The sequence below is a fragment of the Marinobacter sp. genome (assembly GCF_041686475.1).
Classification (GTDB): domain Bacteria; phylum Pseudomonadota; class Gammaproteobacteria; order Pseudomonadales; family Oleiphilaceae; genus Marinobacter.
Window position 1 is genome coordinate 9,721 of the sequence record NZ_JAWLDU010000064.1, and the last position, 4,232, is coordinate 13,952.

Consider the following 4,232-nt stretch of genomic DNA (forward strand, 5'->3'; position numbering starts at 1 on the left):
CCGGACAGCGTCACAGTATTGATCATTACCGGCGGCAACCTGGACCCGGAACAGCTGAGTCAGTGCTTCTAGCAGGCTAAACGAGCACGCTTAACTGACCAGCGTGCCGCCATCCACGGCCAGGCACTGCCCGGTAATATGCCGCCCGGCTTCGGAGGCCAGCAGCACAGCGGCGCCCTTGAGATCTTCCTCGCCACCAAAGCGATTCAGCGGAATTCGCTCCAGCATTTTGTCACCCTGGGCATCCAGCAGGCCCTGGGACATCTTCGAAGGGAAGAAACCCGGGCAGAGGGCATTCACGTTGATGTTGTGATGACCCCATTCGGATGCCAGTGCGCGGGTGAAATTCACCATGGCACCCTTGCTGGTGTTGTAGGCAATGGTTTTCATGCCTTCCGGGTTGCCGGACAGGCCCGCGATGGAGGCGATGTTGATCACCTTGCCGGTGTTGCGGGGAATCATGCAGCGCTTGCCCACGGTCTGGGTGAGGAAAAACGCGGCATTCACGTTCAGGTTCATTACCTTCATCCAGCCTTCCGCCGGGTAGTCTTCCGCTGGCGCACCCCAGGTGGCACCGGCGTTATTGACCAGGATATCGATATCGCCAAGCTGGCTGACCACCTGGTCCACCACGGCAGGAATGCCTTCCAGCTCGGACAGGTCAGCAGCAATGGTCACCACTTCAACGCTCTGGGCCTGCAGATGCGCCTTGGCGTCATCCAGCTCATGCTGCTTGCGGGCGCTGATGGCAATTCTGGCGCCCAGCTCACCCAAGGCTTCGGCCATCTGCAGGCCCAGGCCGCGTGAACCGCCGGTGATGAAAGCGACCTTGCCGGTCAGATCCAGTAGTTGTTTTACGCTCATGGTGCTCTCCTTGAGAGTTCAGGCAGTCTTCGCCAACAGGGCGTCGCTGACCTGTGCCAGGTGGTGATCGGCATCACCGAACAGCAGGTTGATCAGGGTCAGGCGCTTGAAAAGGTGGGCGGCGAACATCTCGTCGGTCACGCCCATACCGCCATGCAGTTGCACCCCTTCCTGGCCCACATAACGCGCGGCCTGGCCGACCAGGGTTTTGGCCATGGAGATGGCTTCCCGGCGGCTGGCGCGGTCATCGGAGTCCGCTTCGCTGGCCGCAAGAATCGCCATGGTCTTGGCCTGTTCGGTGTGGATGAACATGTCTGCCATGCGATGCTGCAGTACCTGGAATTTGCCGATGGGTACCCCGAACTGCTTCCGGGTCTTGATATAGTCCAGCGTGGCCGTATTCATGGCCTCCATGGCCCCAACCGCTTCCGCGCACAGGGCTGCGATGCCCAGATCCACCGCTTTTTCGATGGCCGGGAACGCGTTATCAATGGTGCCGACCAGATTGTCGGCGCTGACGGTGACATTGCTGAAACTGATCTCGGCGGTACGGTGGCCATCGTGGGTGGCAAAGTCGTCCACTTTGACGCCTTTGGCACTGGCATCCACCAGGAACAGGGATAAACCGGATTCGTCATTCACACTGCCACTGGTGCGCGCGGATATGATCAATTGACTCGCCTGGCCCCCATGCATCACGGCAGTTTTCTGACCGCTGATCAGGAAATGGTCGCCATCCTTGCGAGCGGTAGTCTGCACATGGCTGAGGTTGTAGCGTGCTCCCGGTTCGTTGTGAGCCAGAGCCAGCAGCCTTTCGCCACTGGCGATGCCCGGCAGGATGTCGGCTTTCTGGGCATCGCTACCGGTGTCCCGGATCAGCCCCCCGGCCAGTACCACCGTTGCCAGATAGGGTTCCACCACCAGACCTCGGCCAAAGTTCTCCATTACCACCATGGTGTCGATGGCGTTGCCACCCAGCCCGTCGTAATCTTCCGGGAAGGTAAAGCCGAGCAGGCCCATCTCCGCAAAGTTCGCCCAGGTGGCCCGGTCGATGCCGGCCCCGGAGCTGATAATCTCCCCGCGCTTTTCAAAGCCGTACTCGTTGGTCACGAAGCGGCGCAGGGAATCGTTGAGCATTTGCTGTTCTTCGGTCAGATCAAAATTCATAAACGTCTCTCCAAGCTTCCAAAGCTGATGGCTCTTTACAGACCAAGCACGAGTTGGGCAATGATATTGCGCTGGATCTCGTTGGATCCGCCAAAGATCGACAGCTTGCGCATATTGAAGTAATCGCCGGCAGAGGGGGTTGCATCTATCGAGCCTGTGCGTGGGCCGTTGTAATCCAGTTCCAGCGCCTCTGGAATATGGGCAATGGAATCCTGGCCGCCCGCTTCCATCAGCATTTCAAACAGCTGCTGTCCGATTTCGGTGCCACGGATTTTCAGAATCGACGCCTGGGGCCCGGGGCCGCGCTTGTCGGTCAGCACCCGCAGAACCGTCAGCTCCAGCGCACGCAACTCGGCATCCAGCTGAGCCAGGCGGTCGCGGAAACGGGTGTTCTCGATCAGCGGCCGCTGGCCGTCCTGTTCCTGGCGAGCCACTTCCTTGAGCCGCTTCATCAACGCCTTCCACTGCCCCACGTTGGCCAGGCCAGTACGCTCATGGCCCAGCAGGAACTTGGCGTAGGTCCAGCCCTTGTTCTCCTCGCCGACGAGGTTCTCGGCAGGCACCTTCACGTTGTCGAAGTAGACCTCGTTTATCTCATGCTCCCCGTCCAGCATGATGATGGGCTTCACTTCGATGCCCGGGGTGTTCATATCGATCAACAGGAAGGAAATACCCTGCTGGGGCTTGCCCTCATTGCTGGTCCGTACCAGACAGAAGATCCAGTCTGCGTGCTGGCCCAGGGTGGTCCAGGTTTTCTGGCCGTTGACGACGTAGTGGTCGCCTTCAAGCTTGGCCGAAGTGCGCAGCGATGCCAGGTCAGAACCGGCGCCCGGCTCCGAGTAACCCTGGCACCACCAGTCTTCACCACTGAGAATGCCTGGCAGGAAGCGTTGTTTCTGTTCATCGCTGCCAAACGTCATGATCACAGGGGCGACCATACGCAGCCCGAAATCCAGCTGACGGGGCGCACCGGCGAGGGCACATTCTTCTTCAAAGATAATCTGCTGAATCGGATCCCATCCGGTCCCACCAAATTCTTCCGGCCAGGTGGACGCACCCCAGCCCTTATCAAACAGAATCTTCTGCCAGCGTTCAGTCATCGCCTTGTCCGGGCGCAGGCGTTTCTGCACTCGTTCGCGAATGTCATCCGGCAGGTTGTCTTCAAGAAACTGGCGAACTTCAGCGCGGAAGGCCTCTTGTTCGGGGGTGTAATTCAGGTCCATGTTTTACCTCTTTGTCTGTTGGCTGAGGTTGATGGTTTTAGCTTGTTCGTGGCCTGCTGGTTTTTACTGCCGGGCCTATCAGCTCTGGGGCGGCGTCGAATGGGTATCCCCTTTCAAAACACGCTCCTTCGGCACATCCATGTGACGCTTGGACTCCGCCATCCATGGCTCCGTACAGTTTTGAAAGGGGATACCCATCCGACGCTTCGAGTTTGTGTGTGCCTGCTTTTTTAAATCGCTTTGGCCGAACATTCTCCTGCCTTGGATGGCTTCACCGTTGGCCATTGCAATAAGCTATGGGCGCCTGTTGGGTAGGGTGTTCCGAAACTGTGCGGAGCCAGGGATGGCGGAGCCCAAGCGCACACGGACGTGTTCACAGCGTGTTTCGGAACACCCTACCCAACAGGCGCTCCCCCCAAAGCTTCAGGCAAAAAAGGCCTTAGGCAACCTCAAACAACCCGGCAGCACCCATGCCAGTGCCCACGCACATAGTAACGACGACGTATTTAACACCACGGCGCTTGCCTTCGATCAGGGCGTGGCCGACCAAACGGGAACCGGTGGTTCCGTAGGGGTGGCCGACTGCTATGGCGCCGCCGTTGACGTTCAGGCGGTCCATGGGGATGCCGAGTTTGCGCTGGCAGTAGAGGACCTGAACGGCGAAGGCTTCGTTGAGTTCCCACAGGCCGATGTCGTCGACGGTCAGGCCGGCGCGCTTGAGCAGCTTTGGAACGGCGAAGACCGGGCCGATGCCCATTTCGTCGGGCTCGCAACCGGCAACGGCGAAACCACGGAAGATACCTAGTGGTGTGGCACCGCGCTGTTCGGCGATTTTGCTGTCCATCAGGACGCACGCAGAAGCACCGTCGGAGAACTGGCTGGCGTTGCCGGCGGTGACCACGCCGCCTTCCATTGCCGAGCGGATCTTGCTGACGCCTTCCAGGTTGGTGCCGGGGCGGATGCCCTCGTCCTGGCTGA

The 4,232-nt window shown here is 59.5% G+C and carries 3 protein-coding genes and 1 pseudogene; all 4 read right to left on the reverse strand.

From position 1 onward, the window contains the following. Positions 1-90 precede the first annotated feature (90 nt). A complete protein-coding gene (locus ACESMB_RS12800; protein WP_372971733.1) occupies positions 91-864 on the reverse strand; it encodes an SDR family oxidoreductase in 774 nt (257 codons plus the stop codon). 18 nt (positions 865-882) lie between these two features. Beyond that, positions 883-2,031, reverse strand: a complete 1,149-nt coding sequence (locus ACESMB_RS12805) for an acyl-CoA dehydrogenase family protein (RefSeq protein ID WP_372927728.1) — start codon at positions 2,029-2,031, stop codon at positions 883-885. A gap of 35 nt (positions 2,032-2,066) precedes the next feature. Continuing rightward, positions 2,067-3,254, reverse strand: a complete 1,188-nt coding sequence (locus ACESMB_RS12810) for an acyl-CoA dehydrogenase family protein (protein WP_372971734.1) — start codon at positions 3,252-3,254, stop codon at positions 2,067-2,069. Positions 3,255-3,693: 439 nt separating this feature from the next. Further along, positions 3,694-4,232 (reverse strand): annotated as a pseudogene (locus ACESMB_RS12815) (acetyl-CoA C-acyltransferase); the annotation flags it as partial.

Bases quoted from the DNA above. Each gene is read 5' to 3' on its own strand.
- ACESMB_RS12810 (WP_372971734.1), bottom strand. From the start codon at position 3,254: ATGGACCTGAATTACACCCCCGAACAAGAGGCCTTCCGCGCTGAAGTT.
- ACESMB_RS12800 (WP_372971733.1), bottom strand. From the start codon at position 864: ATGAGCGTAAAACAACTACTGGATCTGACCGGCAAGGTCGCTTTCATC.
- ACESMB_RS12805 (WP_372927728.1), bottom strand. From the start codon at position 2,031: ATGAATTTTGATCTGACCGAAGAACAGCAAATGCTCAACGATTCCCTG.